Origin of the sequence: Streptomyces sp. NPDC094147, from assembly GCF_044764265.1 — a bacterium.
GTDB lineage: Bacteria > Actinomycetota > Actinomycetes > Streptomycetales > Streptomycetaceae > Streptomyces.
The window spans coordinates 48,615-65,175 of the sequence record NZ_JBIWHT010000031.1 but is presented as its reverse complement, the minus strand read 5'-3'; the positions used below and the strand labels follow the sequence as shown (position 1 = coordinate 65,175).

Here is a 16,561-nt window from a genome sequence, read left to right as displayed (position 1 = left end):
CGGGTCGGCAACGCGAACCTGTTCCCGGTGGTGGCGGCTCTGGAGCTGAAGTACGGCAAGCGGGTGCTGCCGCCGGGTGCGCTGGCGGAGATGACACGGATCTCGCACGCGATCGCCGAGGTCGTCAACCTGGCGCCGTCCACGCATCAGCCGTATGTGGGGGTGTCGGCGTTCGCGCACAAGGCGGGTCTGCACGCGTCGGCGATCAAGGTGGATCCGGATCTGTACCAGCACATCGATCCGGGGCTGGTCGGCAACCACATCCGGATGCTGGTGTCCGACATGGCGGGCCGGGCCTCCATCGAGCTCAAGGGCCAGGAACTCGGTGTCGACCTCGGCGGCGACCGCGAGGTCGTGGCCCGCGTCGTGGAACGCGTCAAAGCGCGTGAACTCCAGGGCTACACCTACGAAGCCGCCGACGCCTCCTTCGAACTCCTCCTGCGCGACGAAGTCGAAGGCGGCCCCCGCAACTACTTCCGCATCGAATCCTGGCGGGCCATCGTCGAGGACCGCCCGGACGGCACCCACTGCGACGAGACGACGGTGAAGCTGTGGGTCGGCGACGAGCGCATCGTCGCCACCGCCGACGGCCAAGGCCCCGTCAACGCCCTCGACCGTGCCCTGCGCACGGGCCTCGAACGCCTCTATCCCGAGCTCGCCAAGCTGGAGTTGGTGGACTACACCGTGCGCATCCTCGGGGGCGAGCACAGCACGCAGTCCACGGCCCGCGTCCTGGTCACCACCTCCGACAGCGCCGCCAGATGGACCACGGTGGGCGTCGCCGACAGCGTCATCGCCGCGTCCTGGCGGGCTCTTGAGGACGCGTACACCTACGGACTGCTGCGCGCCGGGGTCAGACCGGCGGCGTGAGCCCTGGACCGACCCGGCGTCTCCCGCATTTCCGTATCCCTTGGACGTTCCTGGAAGAGGAAGGCAGATCGCATGACCACCGAGATCCGCGTCGAACCCACGGGGAGGACCGAGTTCGCCTCGCTGTACGCGCAGGTCGAGCAGTTCTACACCCATCAGCTGACGCTCTTCGACGCCCACGAGGCCGAGCGCTGGGCCCAGACGTTCACCGAGGACGCCGTCTTGGAAGTGCCGCCCCTGAGCACGCCGGTGCGCGGCCGCGCCGGGCTCGCCGACACCGTGCGCCGCGACCGGGCCCGGCAGCAGCGCTACGGCGCCGGGCTGAAGCGGTGGATAGGCAAGCTCGACGTGCTGCCGCAGTTCGACGGTACGCTGCACACCCGCTGCTCGGCGCTGGCGTACACCACGCCGCCCGGCGGCACGTCGAAGGTCCTGCACGTGTGCGTCATGGAGGACGAGCTCATCCGCTCGCGCAGCACCTGGCGCACCCGGCACCGCCGGGTCACCCGCGACGACCTCGCCTAAAGGTTCGTACGGGCCTGCCTCGAAGACCCTTGTACGGGCAGCCGAAGCCGGCTCGCGGAATCCGCCGGGGCCGACGTGCGGCGGCTATCGTCCGAAGACCTGACCAGAACCGTCGACGGAGACACCATGGAGCTGCGCCTGTTCGTGTTCCACCACGCGGGTGGTTCGCATCTGATGTACCGCGACTGGCCGGCTCTGTTCCCGTCCGGCTGGGACGTCCGCACACCGGACGTCCCGGGCCGCGGACCGCTGGACGACCGGCTGCCGCTGGCCGACGTGGGTGCGGTCGTGGACCACTTCGTGGCCGAGCTGGGCGACCAACTCACCGGAAATTTCGCCCTGTTCGGGCACAGCATGGGCGGCGTCGTCGCGTACGAGCTGACCCGGCGGCTGCTCGCCGAGAGCCGCACGCCGCCCGTCTGGCTGGGCCTCTCGGCGCGCGGGGCGACCCGCATCGACGAGGCGTCCCACCGCCACCTGCTCTCCGACGCCGCGCTGCGCCGAGCGGTCGCCGCGCTGGGCGGCACGCCCCAGGCCGTACTGGACGACCCGGACCTGTGGGGGCTCTTCGAGCCCACCATCCGGGGCGACCTGCGGCTCGGCGAGACGTGGAGCCCCGCGCCCACCGCGCTGCCGGCGACCGTGCCGGTGTCCGCCTTCGGCGGCAGGTACGACCAGACGGTGCCGCCCGAGCAGCTCGACGGCTGGTCCACGCTGGCCGAGCGGTTCCTCGGCCTCCACCTGTTCGACGGCGGCCACTTCTACTTCCGGGACGACCCCAGCGCGCTGATCGAGCAGATCACCCAGGACGCGGGCCGCGCGCTCGCACTCGCGAAGGCCGCCACCGCGGTACCGCGATGACCGTCCTCGACCTGCGCTCCCCCACCACGGTGGGGGCCTGCGCCGAGACCGAGTTCCGCCTCCTTGGACCGGTGGGGATCCACGACGGTCGCACCGGAGCGGCCATCACGCCCTCCGGCTCCAAGCAGCGGGCGCTGTTCTCCGCGCTCGTCATCCACGCCGGTGAACTGCTCTCCGCCGACCGGCTCATCGAGGAACTCTGGGGCAACCGGCCCCCGACGAACGCGCCGAACGCGCTGCAGGCCCATGTGGCCCGGCTGCGGCGGCTGTTGCCCGCGGGCGACGCCCCGGGCGCGCCCGGCCACGAATGGATCAGCACCCTGCCCACCGGCTATCTGCTCACCCTGGGCCGGGCCACCACCGACGTACAGCACTTCGAGCGGCTCTCGGCGCAGAGCCGGGCGGCGGCCCCCGCCGATCCCGCCCGCGCCCTGGAACTCCTGCGCCACGCCCTGTCCCTGTGGCACGGGCCGGCGCTCCAGGACAGCCGGTACGGACCGATCTGCACGGCCGAGGCGGCCCGCCTGGAGGAGAAGCGGCTCACGACGCTGGAGGCGCTGTACGAGGCGAGCCTGCGCTGCGGCCAACACGGCGAGATTTCGGGCGAGTTGGAGAAACTGACGGCCGATCACCCGCTGCGCGAACGGTTCTACGACCTGCTGATGGTCGCCCTCTACCGCAGCGGCCGCCAGGCCGAGGCGCTGGGCGTGTACGAGCGGGCGCGCCGCTGTCTGGCCGGCGCCCTCGGCATCGGTCCGGGCCCGGCCCTGCACGGCCGGATGGAGGCGATCCTCCACCAGTCCCCCAGCCTGTCGGCCCCCCGGAGCCGACCGGCTCCCGCACAGCCCGCCACCGTGGCGCACGCACTCGACCTGGGCCGCGAGGTGGCCCGCCTGCAAGAGCGCATCGACGAACTCAACCGCGAGCAGGAGGCGTTGGTACGCCGCTTCGACGCGATGACGGCTCTGATCCCGCCCGTGTCGTAACCGCCCGTCCCCTGGCCCGGCCGTCCCCGGCCCGGGAAGGGGACGGGACCCATGGCAGCGGGCGTCCTGCCACCCGGGCACACGAATCGACCCCCGCGGTCAGAATCCGCGGGGGTCGTCAGCTGTGTATGGGGGGCGGCTAAGCCGCCTCGGCGAGTTCGCCGGGGAGGGCCGGGGCGTCGGTGCGATAGCGCGCCACATGGCCCGGCGGCACGAGGGCCGGCAGCAGGAAGTCCCACAACGCGCCTACCTTGCGGCTGAGTTCGGGGAACGGCACACCGGTGCCCGCCAGCGTCACGATGCCGCACACCGCGGCGGACAGCAGCGTCTCCGGCCCGTCGCCCGGACCCCGGTCGAGCACTTCGCCCTCGGCGAGGGCCGGGCCGGTCAGCCGCAGCACCTCGGTGATCCACTCCTGGTGGAAGTCGGAGACCGGTGAGGGCCGTCCGGTGAATTCGTTGGTGATGCGGAAGCTGGCGCGGATCACGGGGTCCCCGTGGAGGCTGCGCGCCAGCCAGTGCGTCATGTCGATCAGAGCCTGCACCGGTGGGACGCCCCGCTCCCACTGGTCCTGCACGAAGTCCCGCAGCAGCGCGCGGCCCTGCTCCTGGACCGCCTCGGCCACCGCGTCCTTGGAGCCGAAGTGGAAGTACAGCGCTCCCTTGGTCATCCCCGCCGCCCTGGCGATCTGCAACAGGGTGGCCTGGGCGAAGCCGTTCCGGTCGAAGGTCTGTGCCCCCGCGTGGACCAGCCTGCGGCGGGTCCGCTGAGACCTGGCCTGCATCCTGGTCTCCTTTCCTCTCGTACCAAATCCTGGATCAGCGGTCGATCAGCCGACGCGGGTCAGCCGCTCGTCGCCGGCGGCGGGCGCGTCCAGGACGAGCTCGGGGCCGGCGGTGAGGATCGACCGCTGCAACCGCCGCAGTCCGACGGAGGGTTCGAGACCGAGGTCCCGCACCAGGGAGTTGCGCAGCCGCTGGTAGACGTCGAGCGCCTCGCCGCGGCGGCCGGAGCGGTGCAGCGCCAGCATGAACTGGCCGTGCAGGTTCTCATGCGTGCGGTAGCGGCTGACCAGAACGGTCAGCTCCCCCAGGAGCTCGCGGTGCCGGCCGAGCCGCAGGTCCGCCTCGATGCGCTGGTAGAGGGCGCACAGCCGGGTCTCCTCAAGGCGCAGGACCTCCATCTCCAGCTGCGGCCCGGCCTGTACGTCGACCAGGGCGGAGCCGCTCCACAGCACGAGGGCCTCGCGCAGCTGGCGGGCGGCGGTCGGGAAGTCCTCGGCGTCCATCGCCCGGTATCCCATGCCGGCCAGGCGCTCGAACTCACGGACGTCGCTGGTGCCGCCCGAGGTCTTGAGGAGGTAGCCGCCGGGCATGGTGAGGAGCACGTCCTTGGCGGTACGCGACCCGTTGTGCTCGGGATCGCGCTCCAGCGCCACGGAGATGAGCTCGCGCAGTTGCAGGATGTAGGTCTGCAGCGTCGTCCGCGCGCTGCGCGGGGGCCGCTCGCCCCAGAGTTCCTCCATCAGCCAGGCCATGGGCACCACCTGATCGGCGTGCAGCGCCAGCAGCGCCAGCACCTGCCGCGGCTTCGGTGCGGTCGGCGTGACCGAGATCCCGTTCTCCCTGACGGCCAATGCGCCCAGTACATCGATGTCCACGCCGTGTCCCCTGTTCGTGTATCGCGTATGAGTCATGAGCCGCCAGTCGTCCGAGGGCTGCGGCTGAACCGGTTCTCGGCACATGACGAGTAAAAAACGGGACGGGCGGTTTGTCAATACCAAACCGTTCGCGCTGTTTTTACGGAGGTCCACGCCGCCTCAAGCGCGCCTGCAGCCAGGGAGGATGCGCGACCGCGAGGCGCGCCGGGCTCCGGGGCCCGAAAGGTGCTCCACCCCGGCCGATCGCACCGAAAGCGGACCCATAGCCGCACCTCCCGGGAGGCGGAGGCGCGACTGGCAGGCTCGGAGATCACCTCCCGGGGGCTGGGGCCCACCGCAGCGGGATCCGGCGGGGTCCGGCGACATTCTGGGCGACCCGGCGCGATGGAAGCGGTCGGAGCCGTCAGGACCAGCCCACAACCATAGAAACATACCGCTCCCCTGGTTTCTAATCGTCTCCCTTGGCCCCCGCTACAGCATCGCTCAACACTCCTTTCCGCACGGCGTGCCGCCTTGCGTACAGCGTTCAGCTGCCCGTACAGTGCGCATATCGGCGCACACTGTTCAGATCTGGCCCGCATGCCAGTCGCACACGCCGCCGCAGCAGCGAGATGTCCTTATTGGCAGAAATAGGACTCGGCCCCATGGAATCAAACCGCTAGGTTGGTTTATTATTTCTGCCTCTGAACCCTGAGGAGCCACCGGTGTTGAAACAGGAGCGTGCCGTGCGCACCCTGCGCTCACTCATAGACTCCGCGGCGGACGTGTTCCGGCGGCACGGATACGTCCAGGCGCGGCTTGCGGACATCAGCGCCGGCGCCGGAGTCAGCGCGGGCGCCCTGCACTTCCACTTCGAGAGCAAGGCCGCGCTGGCCTCGACAGTGCAGTCCACAGCCGCAGTGTCGCTGCGCGCGGCAGCCCATGCAGCGACACTGCGGCCCGATACGGACGCGTTGCAGAGGCTGATCAACGCGTCGCACGCCCTGGCGGACACGCTCCGCCGCGATGTCGTGGCGCGCGCCGGCGTTCAACTGAACGGCGACCCGGCGTGCGAGAACGAGTGGGACATGTGCCAGGAGTGGCGCCAGTACGTCCAACGCCTGCTCGCGCAGGCCGCGGACGAGCACCTGCTCACCGAGGGCGCCACTCTTCACGACGCGGCCGCCTCCATCGTGGCGGCGACCACCGGTATGGAGCTGCTCGCCAGGAACGACGCCGAGTGGCTTTCCCCGGAAACGCTCACCAGATTCTGGGAGGTCGTCCTTCCGAGCCTGGCCACTCCGGCGGCGCTCACCACGCTCGACCTGGCCGGCGCACACACGGGCGGGCGCGGTACTGCTCGCGGCACGCAGCGGCCGCTGGACAGGACCGCCTTCTCCTCCCACCCGTTGCTCACAGGCTGATCACCGGACCGCCGGTGACCCGGTGTTACGGCAGGTGCGTGCCCACCGCTAGGGCGTCCCGACCTTGGTACCGGACGCCACAAGGGTGTCGAGACAGGAAGACTCCGCGAGCCTCGGCAGCAGCAGCCGCCAGAACCGGGTGAGCGGGGTGTGCGAGAGCCACCATTCGTCCTGGCGGCCCAGGGTTTCCAGCCCCACCGTGACAGCCACCACAGCCGTCGCCGCGTCCTGCGCCGACGGTTCCGTCGCCAGCGCACCCTCCCTGCCGGCCCGAGTCAGGGAGTCCTCCACCCATTCCTGCCACCTGCCGCGCAGGCCCGTGCCCACGCGTACGTGCTCGAGGCTGTCGCTCAGGCCGAACCCCGCGCGCAGCACCGCATCGTGATCAAGGCCCTGAACGAGGGCGTGCGTGGCATCGATCAACGCCTGCAGGGCGCCGTCGGCCTGTTGCTGGGTGATTCGATCGAGCCGCTGCGCAGCCGCCTCTCCGACCGCTTCGGCCAGGGCCGCCTTGCTGGCGAAGTGGAAGTGCAGCGCGCCGCTGCTCACCCCGGCTCGTGTGCTGATCATGGACAGCGAGGCCAGTTCATAACCGTCGCTGTCGAAAAGCTCGGCGGCAGACTCGATCAAGGCGTTACGCGTACGTACCGCGCGATCCTGTTTGGCCATCAGAGGGCTCCGGTGGTGCAGAGGGGGCAAATATGGACTTCATGGCGGAATGGCCTGCACGCTTCCCCCAACCCCGGGACATTGGCGTAATGACCCGAGTGCACGCAGCGACTCTCCCCGTCGGGCATCGTCCGCACGAGGAACAATAATAAACCGCTCTGGCGGTTTTGAGCGACACCTACGCAGATCTCGGCCACATGGTGTCCCAAACGACGAACTCCGCAGCCCAGGGAGGCTGCGGAGTTCGTCTGGCTTGGTCCTGCGGCGGAGTACGTGACTTAGGCGGCGATCGGCCTCAGCACCACGGGAAGGGAGCTGTACCCGTTGACGATGAACGACGGCATGGGTTCGATCGACTCCAAGGGACGCGCCAACGCCATCTTCGGGAAGCGCGCGAAGAGTTCTGAGAGCGCGACGATGGCCTCCATACGGCCCAGCGACGCACCCAGGCAGTAATGGACACCGTGCCCGAAGCCCAGACTGTCGTGACGATCGGTCCGCCGAGCATCGAATACAGCCGCATCCTGCCCGTGATGCTCCGGATCGAGACCAACAGCGGCGAAGGAGACGATGATGGGGTCACCTCTCTTGATGGTGACACCGCCCAGATCGATGTCGTCCACAGCGAACCGCAGCGGGATGTAGGCCGCAGGACCGTGCGTCCTGGTGGTCTCGGCGATCACATCCCGCCAGCTCACCCGGCCGGACCGTACATGCTCCAGCTGCTCGGGCTGGTCGAGCAGGGCCGCAGCGGCGCTGCAGATCAAGGAACTCGTCGTCTCCTGCCCCGCCCCGATCACGAGGTTCAGGGTGTCGACCAGCTCCTGCTGGGTGAGGCCGTCGCCCTGATCTCGAACCGCGATCAGGGCGGACGTCAGATCGTCACCGGGCTGGGCCTGCTTCGCGGCCACCAGCTCGGCCAGCAACTCGAAGACCTTGCTCTGCGCCGCATAGATCTCCAGTGGTGTCGCCCCGGTGCTGATCGTCGTGTCGATCGCAGCAATCAGAGGGGCTCTGGCGTCTTCGGCGACCCCAAACAGTTCACAAATCACCCGTACGGGCAGCAGTTTGGCAAGCGACGCCCGCAGGTCGATCTGCTGTCCGGCTGGTACGGCCGCCAGGCCATCAAGCAGTTCGGCAGTGATTGCCTCGACTCGCGGCCGGAGCATCTCCGTACGCCGCGTAGTGAACGCCCCTGCGACGAGCCGACGCAGCCGTCCATGGTCCTCACCGTAGGCGAACAGCATGTTCTTCGCCGACACCCAGTGATAAAGCGGCCACTCCTGTGTTATGCGCCCCTCGATGAAAGCAGGCCAGTGCTTCCGGGCGTCTTTGGACACCCGCGGGTCCAGCACCAGCTGCTTGACATAGCGGTGCTGAGTGACGGCCCACGCTGCCACTCCCCCCGGGAGCAGCACCTCGACGGCCGGCCCCTGTGCCTGCAACGCGGCAGCCTCACCTGCGAGATCACTTCCCGTCACGTCCAGCGCATAAGGGCAGACAGCTTGCCTCATCCGTGCCTCCGGTCAATGGATCCTGCGTCTTCATGTTCCAAAATCCTGTGCACAGAGAGCACTCACAGCCCCGTCAGCTGGCCGGTGGGAAACTCGGCTCAGCCAGGCAGCACGAGCTCCGAATCTTCACGGAGCCTCATTGCCGCCTCGTAGATCTGCGGCCCCCTCGTCGCCGTGAAGTCCAGCCGGACAAGCACGGCGGGCACCGCGATGGACGGCATCACATGCCGGTAGAGGTCGACCACCCGTTCCGCCATGTCCATCCGATCGGTCATGATCCTTGACAGCACCTGAATACCGGTGAAGGAAGCGACCATGAACTTCGCCACGCGAAGCACGTCCGTGTCCGGAAGGATCTCCCCGTTCGCCTTGGCCTCACCGAAGACGGCTACGTTGTGTTCGATCCACCCCGCCATCGGCACCTGCCGGTCCAGACCGTCTTTCGGTGACCCCTGGTCCACGGTAAGGCGGATGCTGCCCTGGATGATCGGATCGCCCCAGTCCCGCCCGAGCAAGTGAGTGAGCAGCAGCGACTCGTCCAGGGACTGCTGCAGTTTCAAGTCCCGCTCCGGAACCAGAGGCATCGCGGCGACCTGCTCCGCCAGCACTGCCTGGGCGAGCTCTTCCTTCGACGTGAAGTGGAAGTAGAGCGCTCCCTTGGTCATGCCGGACTTCTTCAGGATGTCGGCGATCGTCGCTGCTTCATACCCGACCTCGTCGAACACCTCTGCCGCCGAGACAAGAATCTTCTTCCGCGTCCGGATGGCTCGTTCTTGCCGCGCCACAACCCACCTCCATACCAGCCCCCGATCAGCTAGAAATAAACCAAAGGGTTCGTATTCTAGCATCGACTAGCCCTGCATGACGGGCGCGTACCGAACAACCCCATACCACCTCTACATGCCCCATAGCCTGGCCGTCACCCGCGATCAGGGGAGTGCATCAAAGAATAAAACCAGCGGATCGGTTTTTCAATACCGGACACCCGCGACGCTCGTTGCAGGAACTGACACCTACGGACACCCGGCGTGGGCATGCTATGCCCGGAATGCGCCGTTCCGGTGTGGTTCGCAGCCGCTCTGCGCCATCCGAGGCTCCGGAGCCGCCCCTCGAAGGGACTTGAAAACAAAACCGGTTGGTACGTATCTTCGTGGCTGAGATTCCCATCCCATCGGGTTCCTCATCAACGGGGAGAGGTCCATGACCTTGCTGACGTTCCAGAAGAACACCTTCATAGACGCAGAGATGGAGAGGACCGTTGGTAGCAACGGTCCGCTCAGCCGTCTCGCATTCGGGCCCTCGGCTATGGCCGCCGGCGAGCTCGCACACTTGCTCTTCGACAGACAGGACCGGGACCGGATCCACGAGACCTGGCGCAACCTTGCCGGTGGCCGAAACTTCACCTACCGGACAGGGCTGTCGCCGGACGAGCGAACCGCCCTCTCCTACGACCGGCTGCGTCTGGTCAATGAGGTCGTCGACAACGCCGCGGAACTGGCCAACGACCCCCATCGACTGGCCAGCCTGCACGAGTGGACAGGGCCCGTGGACGGTGGTCTGTGCACGGTGGCCAGCATCCACTACAACCTCTTTCTCGGCAGCCTCCTCGATCACAACACCGACGGCCGTGACCTGTCCGCCTTCACCTCGATGAAGCGCACAGGAACGTTTCTGTGCACGGAGCTCGAACACGGCAATGACGTGGCCGCGATGGAGACGACAGCGGTGCTCGACCGTACGACCGACGGATTCGTCCTGGACACCCCCACTCCGGGAGCGCAGAAGTTCATGCCGAACACCAGCACCATCGGTGGCCCGAAGAGCGCCGTGGTGGCGGCCCGGCTGCTGATCGACGGCCAGGACCACGGGGTCTTCCTCTTCCTGACCCCGCTGAGCGACGAGAACGGCCACCTGCCCGGAGTGAAGGTCCGCCCGTTGCCGCAGCGGACCGGGACCCCGGTCGACCACTGCCTCACCTCATTCGACCACGTGTGGCTGCCTCGCGAGGCCATGCTGGAAGCCGCACACGGCCGGCTGGACTCCGAGGGAAGGCTGAGCAGCAACCTCGGCAATCGCCGCAAACGCTTGCTTCGCTCCATCGGCCGCATCACCATGGGAAAGCTCTGCATGAGCGCCGGCACGTTGGGGATGTCCCGCACAGCGCTTGCCATCGCGGTGCGCTACGCCCACAACCGTTTCATCGCCGGGACCAAGGCCGGTGAGCGGGTGGCACTGACCGCCCATCGCAGTCATCACGGCCGCCTTCTCGACAAACTCGCCACGGCGTACGCCATGACTTTCCTGCACCGGTCCACGGTTACCCGCTGGGCCGGGCACACCGACGAGGACCGGGCGGAGGTCGAGCGTCTGGTGGCCATCGCCAAGGGGTGGATCACCTGGCAGGCCCGGGGGATCACGATCGAGTGCCGGGAGCGGTGCGGAGCACAGGGGCTCTTCCCTGCCAACGGCCTGTCCGATCTCCCCCTGAATGTCGAGGGAGGGATCACGGCTGAGGGCGACAACCTCGTGATCTGGGTCAAGGCCGCCTCCGAGATGGTGCTCGGCCATGAGGTCGACCGCAAGAGGTCCGCAGAACTCCCAGCCGGAGAACGGAATCTGACGGACCTGCACTTCCTGCGCGACCTGCTCGCCGAGGTCGAGGCCCTGTGGCAGGACCGAGCCCGCACCGCCCTGCGACAGGGCCCGTCCGGCGACCCGCTGTCCCGATGGAACGAAACCTCCCCCGCCGCGCTGGAGATGGTCTCCGTCCATGCCCGCCTCCAGGCCGCCGACGCCTTCATCTCGGCCGCTGCCGAGGCCGTGGATCCCATGGCCCGCTTCCTGCTGGAGAGCCTGTGCCGGCTGTTCCTCCTCAGGCAGATCAAAGAGCACACCGGTGACCTGCTCGCCGACGACCACATGACCGCCGACCAGGTGCGTGCGCTGCCGAGGACTGAAAATGCCGTCGTCGCCGAGCTCGCCCCGCACATGATGACCCTCGTCGACGCATTCGACATTCCGGCCGAGATGCTGGCTGCCATCCCCATCGCCAACGGCTCCTACATCGACCAGCACCTCGATGCCTCAGTCGCCGGCACGACCGCGCTCCCCGCGTGACCACCTCACCGTCACACGGGACCGCTGAACTTCCGTATGGCGGAGACTCATCGCGCCCCACACGTCCATCACCGATCCCAGCTCGGAGCGACCATGACGAAGCAGCAGGGCCGGGCGGTCCGGACGCGGGCGGCTGTCGTGCAGTCCGCTGCCGCGCACTTCGACCGGGAGGGGTACGAGGGCACGTCCCTGGTCAAAGTGTGCAGGACCGCGGGCACTTCGCTCGGCGCCCTCACCTTCCACTTCCCGACCAAGGGCGAACTCGCCGACGCGGTGATGGACGAAGGCCGCGCGCTGACCCAGGCCGCGTTGCTGCGGGTCTCGGCGCGGCCCGGTTCCGCGCTGCGCAAGGTCGTCGAACTGTCCCTGGAGCTCACCCGCCTGCTGGAGGAGGAGACGGCCGTGCGCTGTGCGGTACGGCTGGCCAGGGAGCGGCCGGGCACCGGAGGCTGGTCGGACATCTGGCTTCCGGTCGTCAAGCAACTGCTCGACCAGGCGCACAGCAACGGGCAGTTACGGGGCGGGGCCCGGCCCGCGGAGGTCACCATGCTGGTCGAGTACCTGACGGCGGGCGCGGAGGCGTTCCTGCGTGACCGCCCGGGTACGGGGGCGGCGTCCGGGAGCGGTGTCGCCCAGCTCGAGAGCGTCTGGCGGCTCGCCCTTGCGGGGGTGGGCGTCACCGAGGAGGCGGGCCAGGCCGGATGGTCCTCAAGCACCGACCGGGCTACGCCAACCAGGCTGGCCGGACCGGATGGTGATGGTCCATCAGTTCTCAATCCGGCCTTCCGCCCCTGAAGGAGCCAAGCTTCCGCCCCATGGCACCTCCCCCGTCACTCGACAAACAGACCGGTCACCCTTTATTTTGCTTGGGAAGTGCGCCAAGGGTGGCCAAGGGTGAGGACGGGTCAGGCGCACGCCAGGGGGGATCGGCCGCCGTCGGGGGCCGGTGCCCGCACAGCACAGCCAGGCTCTGCGCGCCTGCGGGCCGCGGGGCGACACTTCGCACGCCCGGGGGAAAAGGCATGCTCATCACCGAGGGACGTTCTCTTACGTCGCCAGCGGGGTCGCCGGACACGACGGCGCCCAGACGAATGCGCGGCAGCCGGTGTCGGTGGACGTCGTCCTGACGTGGACGCGCTCCTGACCGACTGACGGTCGGCCCGGTGACCGTACGGAAACCGTATGGAAACCGTCCGGATCGCCGCTTTCCGGGTTCTTCCCACCGCCCCCGCCGGGCCGCCCGGCGTGCCGCAGTCGGGCCGCGCCGGGGGCAGCGGCAGTGCCAGCCCCAGCAAACGGACGATCCGTCAAAAAGGGTTACAGAAGCGGAAGTTGCGTTCCTCTCCCCTCTTGTCGGCATCAATGCCTGGGGATGGTCGCTTCGGTCGCTGCTGGGGGCCGGCGCCCCGGTCGGGGATCTTCGCCTTGTTGAGTTCGCCGACCACGGGACTGTTCGAGCGCTCTGCACTAGCCTGTGCTGAACGCATCTCGAACGTGAGTCGCTTCGGTCGCTGAAAGGAAACACCCATGCCCCCTGACCTGGGGTTTTCAAGTAGCGACTCATCCCAGCGGGTAGCGATCGAGCACGAAGGGCGCAGATCGGGGACGCCGCTTGGCACCGCTCTGTGGTGCGCCGAACAGGGCTGGCCCGTACTTCCGTTGGCCCCGGGCAGGAAGACGCCCGCCGCCAACTGCGCCCCCTGCCGCGACCAGCCGCACAGCGCCCAGGGCTGCCCCTGCATCGCCGCCGGTCGCTGGTGCCACGGTTTTCACGCCGCCACCACCGACACCTCGCGGATCCTGGCGTGGTGGTCCGAGCAGCCCCGCTTCGGCGTGGGCGTGGCCTGCGGGCCCGCGAACCTCGTGGTGATCGACGTGGACGCGCACGCGGCGCCGCTGCCGGATCCCGACCGGCTGCTGCCGGGCATCCACATCCCCGCCTCGGTGTCCCTGGGCGGGCTGCGGCACGGTTTCCACAGCCTGGCCCTGCTGGCCGCCCTGCGCGGCGCACCCGACCCGAGCCAGGACGACACCACCTTGCGGGTGCGCACCCCCTCGGGGGGCCTGCACCTGTGGTACACCGCGCGGCCCGGACACACCTGGCGGTGCTCGAACGGCTCAAGTGCCCGGCGGGCCCTGGCCTGGCAGGTCGATGTGCGGGCGCACGGGGGCTACATCATCGCGCCGGGCACCACGACGGCCGTCGGCACGTACACCGCCTGCCGTCCCGTCAGGCGCCCCGCTCCGCTGCCGAGCTGGCTCGCCGCGGAGCTGGAGCGCACCGGCCACCGCCCCTCGTCCGCAACTCCCCGCAACGCCACGCCCGTTCCCTCGCGGGCCCGAGCCGCCGTCATCGCCGCGAGCGGTGGCCGGGACGCCGCGGCGCGCGCCCTGGCCACCGTGCTGATCGCGGTGACGGAGTGCGCCGCCACCGCCGAGGGCGCGGGCTTCACCGAAAAGCTCAACCGCGCCGCCTTCACCGCGGGCGGCCTGGTGGGCGCCGGCCGCATGAACCTCGCCGACGCGGAGGCCGTGCTGGTGGCGGCCGCCGCGCAGGCGCGCCCCGGCCAGGAACGCCGCTGTCTGCAGATCATCCGGGGCGGGATGAGCGCGGGGAGCCGACGGCCGCTCGATCCGGGAGTACGTACGTGAACGACGCACCGTCCTCCCAGGAGGGGCTGTTCGACCCGGTCGAAGTCGCGCGCCAGATCATGCTCGGCTGCCCCGACGGCGCCGTCCCCGCCCAGGCCGCCCCCAAGTCGGCCGCGGCGCCCGAATCCGTGGCGGCCCAGGCCACCGAGCACGGGCTGCTGCCGGACAGCCTCAGCGACCGGGGCAACGCCAAGCTGTTCGTGTCCCTGTACGGGCGGGACTTCCGGCATGTGCCGGGGCTCGGCTGGTACCGCTGGTCCGGGTTCCGCTGGGAGATCGACGAGGACGACAACGTCCTGTGGGCGGCCGGTGAGATGGCCGAGTCGCTCGCCGAGACCGATGCCCGCGCGCGGTACACGGACTCCGCGCTGCGCCGCCACCGGCGCCGGGCGCTGTCGACGTCGGGGATGAAGGCCATGCTGATGCAGGCGAAGGCCGCACCGGGCATGGTCCTCAACGCCTCCCTGCTGGACGCCGATCCGTACGCGCTGTGCACGCCCGAGGGCGTCATCGACCTCACCACGGGCACCCTCGCCCCGCCCGACCCCGAGAAGCACTACCACTCGCGCGCCACGAGCGTGCCGTCCCGGACCATGGCCACACCGCGCTGGCAGCAGTTCCTGACCGACACCTTCGGCGACGACGCCGAAGGCCGCCAGATGATCGACTTCCTGCACGTACTGCTCGGGTACTCCGTCACCGGCGACGTCGGCGCGCAGATCATGCCGTTCCTCTACGGACAGGGCAAGAACGGCAAGAGCGTACTGCTGGACGTGATGGTCAAGCTGCTCGGCGACTACGCCGACGCCGCCCCGCCCGGGTTCCTCATGGCCCGCCCCTTCGAGGGGCACCCCACCGACCTGGCCGAACTGCACGGCCGGCGCATCATCGTGTGCTCGGAGCTCAAGCCCGGCGACCGGTTCGACGAGGCCCGGGTCAAACTGCTCACCGGCGGCGACCGCATCAAGGCCCGCCGGATGCGTCAGGACTTCTTCGGCTTCAGCCCGACCCACAAGCTGTGGCTGCTGGGCAACCACCGTCCCGAAGTGGGCACCGGTGGCTACGCGTTCTGGCGCAGGATGAAACTCATCCCCTTCGAGCGGGTCGTCGCCGACGACCGCCAGGTGGACAACCTCGCCGACGTGCTGGTCACCGAGGAGGGCCCCGGCATCCTCAACTGGCTGGTCACCGGCGCCCGTCGCTACCTCACCGGCTCCCGCGACCTCACGGGCCCGCAGCAGGTGCGTACCGCCACGACCGCCTACGCCGAGACCGAGGACCACACCGGGCGCTTCCTGGGCGAGTGCTGCACGCTGGAGCCCGCCATGCGCGCCGAGCAGGCCCAGCTCTACAACAGCTACAAGAACTGGTGCCAGCTGGAAGGTGCCAACCCGGTCTCCTCCAGGGCCTTCGCCGCCCGGGTACGGGAGACTGTCGGCATCGCCACCCCCAAAGACATGATCCTTTCGAATCAGCGGAAGTTCTATCCCGGCATCGGGCTCAACGCTGAAGTGGGAGCAACCTCATGAGCGCCCTGATCGAGCCCGAGCAGCTCGCCCACGAGAGCGAGCTCGTGTGGCTGGAGGACACGACGGACCTGGACTACGTGCGCCAGAGCCTGGACCGGCTGCCCACCCGCCGGGGCAAGCCCGCCTACCACCGCGGCGGCCGCATGGTCGGCTACGCGGTACTCGGCCCCGACGCCCGCTCCTCCCGCGCCTCGGGCACCTTCCTGCGCCGGGTGTTCTGGCTCGCCCCCCACGACCGCGACGGCCAGCCGGGCGGCCTCTACGCCTCGGGCGCCCCGTCGGAAGCCGTCGACCCCCGCACGATCGCTCCGCGCGTCAAGGGCTACAAGACCCAGCGCTCCGAGGGCGGCCCGGAGTCCGAGGCGATGCGCGAACTCGGCATCACCCTGCCGAAGGCCTGAGCCCTCCTCTGCGCCCCGGACAGCGACTGAAGCCGCACAGCGCCTCAGCGACTGAACGTCCGGACCAAGGGAAATGACGAAACCCCAGGTCAGCGGCCACCTCACCAAGCAAGCAGCGACTGAAGCGACCGAGAGTCGGATCTATGACGACATTCCCGCGTGCGTGTGCGTGTGTGCGTATGCACGTCATAGATAGGAGGCTTCAGTCGCTTCAGTCGCTGTTTGGCCGTACGTAGCCTTTTGACCTGCACTTTCTTCTCCAGACCGAGCCAGCGACTGAACGAATCCGGGTCGCTTTTTTTTCGCGGGCGGCGACAGCCACCTTTTGCCGATGGCTACCGGGACGGTGCTCGCCGTCGGGGCGGCGGTGCCGG

General features: G+C 69.0%; 15 protein-coding genes. 10 read left to right on the top strand and 5 right to left on the bottom strand.

Annotated features, from left to right (window positions below; translation table 11 throughout):
- From ACIQ8J_RS30510 to ACIQ8J_RS30495, 4 genes are all read left to right on the top strand, one after another.
- On the top strand, positions 1 to 870 hold an 870-nt coding region (locus tag ACIQ8J_RS30510; protein WP_403276069.1), incomplete at its 5' end, for an alpha-isopropylmalate synthase regulatory domain-containing protein.
- 72 nt (positions 871 to 942) lie between these two features.
- A complete protein-coding gene (locus tag ACIQ8J_RS30505) occupies positions 943 to 1,395 on the top strand; it encodes a nuclear transport factor 2 family protein (RefSeq protein WP_403276068.1) in 453 nt (150 codons plus the stop codon).
- A 126-nt stretch (positions 1,396 to 1,521) separates the two neighbouring features.
- Positions 1,522 to 2,256: a thioesterase II family protein gene (locus tag ACIQ8J_RS30500; protein WP_403276067.1), complete on the top strand. Its 735-nt coding sequence runs from the start codon at positions 1,522 to 1,524 to the stop codon at positions 2,254 to 2,256.
- Positions 2,253 to 3,242, top strand: coding sequence for a BTAD domain-containing putative transcriptional regulator (locus tag ACIQ8J_RS30495; RefSeq protein ID WP_403276066.1), 990 nt, complete (start codon positions 2,253 to 2,255; stop codon positions 3,240 to 3,242). Before ACIQ8J_RS30500 ends, ACIQ8J_RS30495 begins: the two co-directional genes overlap by 4 nt.
- A 139-nt stretch (positions 3,243 to 3,381) precedes the next feature.
- Here the strand turns inward: ACIQ8J_RS30495 and ACIQ8J_RS30490 are convergent, their stop codons facing one another.
- Together ACIQ8J_RS30490 and ACIQ8J_RS30485 are read right to left on the bottom strand one after the other, a co-directional pair.
- A complete protein-coding gene (locus ACIQ8J_RS30490) occupies positions 3,382 to 4,026 on the bottom strand; it encodes a ScbR family autoregulator-binding transcription factor (RefSeq protein ID WP_403276065.1) in 645 nt (214 codons plus the stop codon).
- 45 nt (positions 4,027 to 4,071) lie between these two features.
- Positions 4,072 to 4,902: a BTAD domain-containing putative transcriptional regulator gene (locus ACIQ8J_RS30485; protein WP_403276063.1), complete on the bottom strand. Its 831-nt coding sequence runs from the start codon at positions 4,900 to 4,902 to the stop codon at positions 4,072 to 4,074.
- Between the two features lie 704 nt (positions 4,903 to 5,606).
- Between ACIQ8J_RS30485 and ACIQ8J_RS30480 the strand changes: the two genes are divergently transcribed.
- Positions 5,607 to 6,305, top strand: coding sequence for a ScbR family autoregulator-binding transcription factor (locus ACIQ8J_RS30480; protein WP_403276061.1), 699 nt, complete (start codon positions 5,607 to 5,609; stop codon positions 6,303 to 6,305).
- Positions 6,306 to 6,353: 48 nt separating this feature from the next.
- On the opposite strand, the gene ACIQ8J_RS30475 is transcribed toward ACIQ8J_RS30480, so the two are convergent.
- From ACIQ8J_RS30475 to ACIQ8J_RS30465, 3 genes are all read right to left on the bottom strand, one after another.
- Positions 6,354 to 6,974: a ScbR family autoregulator-binding transcription factor gene (locus ACIQ8J_RS30475; RefSeq protein WP_403276060.1), complete on the bottom strand. Its 621-nt coding sequence runs from the start codon at positions 6,972 to 6,974 to the stop codon at positions 6,354 to 6,356.
- Positions 6,975 to 7,252: 278 nt separating this feature from the next.
- Positions 7,253 to 8,488 carry a cytochrome P450 gene (locus ACIQ8J_RS30470; protein ID WP_403276057.1) on the bottom strand — a complete coding sequence of 412 codons (1,236 nt, stop codon included), beginning with the start codon at positions 8,486 to 8,488 and terminating at the stop codon, positions 7,253 to 7,255.
- A gap of 98 nt (positions 8,489 to 8,586) precedes the next feature.
- Positions 8,587 to 9,273, bottom strand: a complete 687-nt coding sequence (locus ACIQ8J_RS30465; protein WP_403276056.1) for a ScbR family autoregulator-binding transcription factor — start codon at positions 9,271 to 9,273, stop codon at positions 8,587 to 8,589.
- A 415-nt stretch (positions 9,274 to 9,688) separates the two neighbouring features.
- Here ACIQ8J_RS30465 and ACIQ8J_RS30460 point away from each other — a divergent pair, with 415 nt between their 5' ends.
- The 5 genes from ACIQ8J_RS30460 to ACIQ8J_RS30440 all read left to right on the top strand — a co-directional run bounded on the left by ACIQ8J_RS30460 (position 9,689) and on the right by ACIQ8J_RS30440 (position 16,187).
- Positions 9,689 to 11,605 (top strand): acyl-CoA dehydrogenase, encoded by a 1,917-nt coding sequence (locus ACIQ8J_RS30460; protein ID WP_403276055.1) that lies wholly within the window; start codon positions 9,689 to 9,691, stop codon positions 11,603 to 11,605.
- 93 nt (positions 11,606 to 11,698) lie between these two features.
- The gene (locus ACIQ8J_RS30455; RefSeq protein ID WP_403276054.1) at positions 11,699 to 12,400 is read left to right on the top strand and encodes a TetR family transcriptional regulator; all 702 of its coding nucleotides are present in this window, start codon (positions 11,699 to 11,701) and stop codon (positions 12,398 to 12,400) included.
- A gap of 732 nt (positions 12,401 to 13,132) precedes the next feature.
- Positions 13,133 to 14,257 (top strand): bifunctional DNA primase/polymerase, encoded by a 1,125-nt coding sequence (locus ACIQ8J_RS30450; protein ID WP_403276052.1) that lies wholly within the window; start codon positions 13,133 to 13,135, stop codon positions 14,255 to 14,257.
- Positions 14,258 to 14,316: 59 nt separating this feature from the next.
- Positions 14,317 to 15,786, top strand: a complete 1,470-nt coding sequence (locus ACIQ8J_RS30445; RefSeq protein ID WP_403276074.1) for a phage/plasmid primase, P4 family — start codon at positions 14,317 to 14,319, stop codon at positions 15,784 to 15,786.
- Positions 15,783 to 16,187, top strand: a complete 405-nt coding sequence (locus tag ACIQ8J_RS30440) for a DUF6009 family protein (protein WP_399056939.1) — start codon at positions 15,783 to 15,785, stop codon at positions 16,185 to 16,187. Before ACIQ8J_RS30445 ends, ACIQ8J_RS30440 begins: the two co-directional genes overlap by 4 nt.
- Positions 16,188 to 16,561: the final 374 nt, after the last annotated feature.